At 76.4% G+C, this 1,817-nt stretch carries 2 protein-coding genes; one reads left to right on the forward strand and one right to left on the reverse strand.

Translation table 11 applies throughout. The features are described from left to right. The coding region (locus tag IH13_RS0129765; RefSeq protein WP_031089167.1) for an aminotransferase-like domain-containing protein at nucleotides 1-1,190 on the reverse strand (1,190 nt) is incomplete at its 3' end. Between IH13_RS0129765 and IH13_RS0129770 the strand changes: the two genes are divergently transcribed. Next, on the forward strand, nucleotides 1,189-1,817 hold a 629-nt coding region (locus tag IH13_RS0129770), incomplete at its 3' end, for a DMT family transporter (RefSeq protein WP_031089168.1). The two genes, IH13_RS0129765 and IH13_RS0129770, sit on opposite strands and share 2 nt — an antisense overlap.

The raw sequence follows: 1,817 nt of genomic DNA on the forward strand, positions 1-1,817 counted from the left end.
AGTTCGGGCAGCCGGGCGCGCAGGGCGGCCGTCATCGCCGTGCGGCGGGCGCGCAGTTCGGCGGCCACGGCGCGCAGATGGCGTTCCCAGGCCGGGGAGCCGACGAGTTCGAGGGCGGCTTCCTGGAGCGGGCGCGGCACGAAGAAGCTGTCCACGATCTGGAGGGCGCGCAGCCGTTCCAGGACCGGCCCCCGGGCGGCCAGTGCCCCGACCCGCAGGCTGGGCGAAGTGATCTTGGTGAGGGAGCGGACGTGGACGACGACCCCGTCCGGGTCGTGGGCGGCGAGCGGTTCGGGCAGCGGTCCGGCGTCGCTGTGGACGAGGCGGCGGGCGAAGTCGTCCTCGACCACGAAGGCGCCGGCCGCCCGGGCGGCCCGCACCACCTGTTCGCGGCGTCCGGCCGCGAGGACCGCACCGGTCGGGTTCTGGAAGAGCGGCTGGCAGACGAAGACCCGTGCCCCGGTGGCCCGGAACGCGGCTTCGAGCAGGTCGGGGCGGACTCCGTCGGCGTCGACCGGCACGGGCACCGGCCGCAGCCCGGTCGCGTGGGCGACGGCCAGCAGTCCGGTGTACGTCGGTGACTCGACGAGGACGGGCGCGCCGGGCGGAGCGAGGGCGCGCAGGGCGAGGGCGAGGGCGCCCTGGCCGCCGGCGGTGATCAGGACGTCGTCCTCCGTGTGCGCGGGGCCGATCTCCCGGGCGAACCAGGCGCGCAGTTCGCGCAGCCCGTCGAAGGGGGGCCTGCCCCAGGCCCCGGGGCGGCGGCCGGCGCGGGCCAGGGCGGCGGCGAGCGCCCGCTCGGGCTGGAGGCCGGGGTGCAGGTAGCCGCCGTTGAGTTCGACGACTCCGGCGGGCGGTGGGGCGAGGGTGACGAGGAGGCCGGAGGCGTCGACGGTGCGGGGCACGGCCTCGGGCCCGCCGTCGCCGCTGAGCGACACCTCCTGCCAGGAGGTGTCGCCCGGTTCGGGTGCGGCGGGGGCGGGGGCCGCCCGGAAGGCACCGGCGCCGGGCCGGGTGACGACCAGGCCTTCGGCGGCGAGCTGCGCGACCGCCCGGGAGACGGTCACCGGGCTGACCCGGAAGCGCTCGACCAGCGCCCGGCTGGACGGCAGCTTTCCACCAGGAGAGTAGCGGTCCAGCTCACTCTTCAGGGACGTCACCAGATCGGCCACACTGCTACGCTCATACATGACAGTACAGGATAGCGCTACTGACCGAGGGGCGATAGCGGTCGCCTCCCCGCCGCGGACCACCGGGCGCGCCGGCGGCGGGGTCCTGCTCGCCGGGCTCGGTGTCGTCGCCTTCTCCCTGACCTTCCCCTCCACGGTGTGGGGGCTGGAGAGCTTCGGCCCCTGGTCCCTGGTCGCGGTGCGCAGTGTGCTCGCCGCGCTGATCGCGGGGTGCGTGCTGCTGGCGGGCCGGGTGCCGCCGCCGGCCCGGGAGCACCGGGCGGGCCTCCTGGTGGTCGCGGGCGGTGTCGTCGTGGGTTTCCCGCTGCTGACGACGCTGGCGCTCCAGACCTCGACGAGTTCGCACGCGGCCGTGGTGGTGGGGCTGCTGCCCCTGACGACCGCGCTCTACGCGGCGCTGCGGCCCGGCTCGCGCCCGCCGCGGGCGTTCTGGGCCGCGGCGGTCGCCGGGGCCGCCGTGGTGATCGCGTTCATCGTCCAGCAGAGCGGCGGCACGCTGTCCACGGGTGACCTGTACCTGTTCGGCGCGCTGCTGGTGTGCGCGGCGGGGTACACCGAGGGCGGCCGGTTGGCCGGGCTGATGCCCGGCTGGCAGGTGGTCGGCTGGGCGCTGGTCCTCACCCTGCC

Source organism: Streptomyces sp. NRRL WC-3549 (genome assembly GCF_000721935.1).
In the GTDB taxonomy this organism is placed as follows: Bacteria; Actinomycetota; Actinomycetes; order Streptomycetales; family Streptomycetaceae; genus Streptomyces.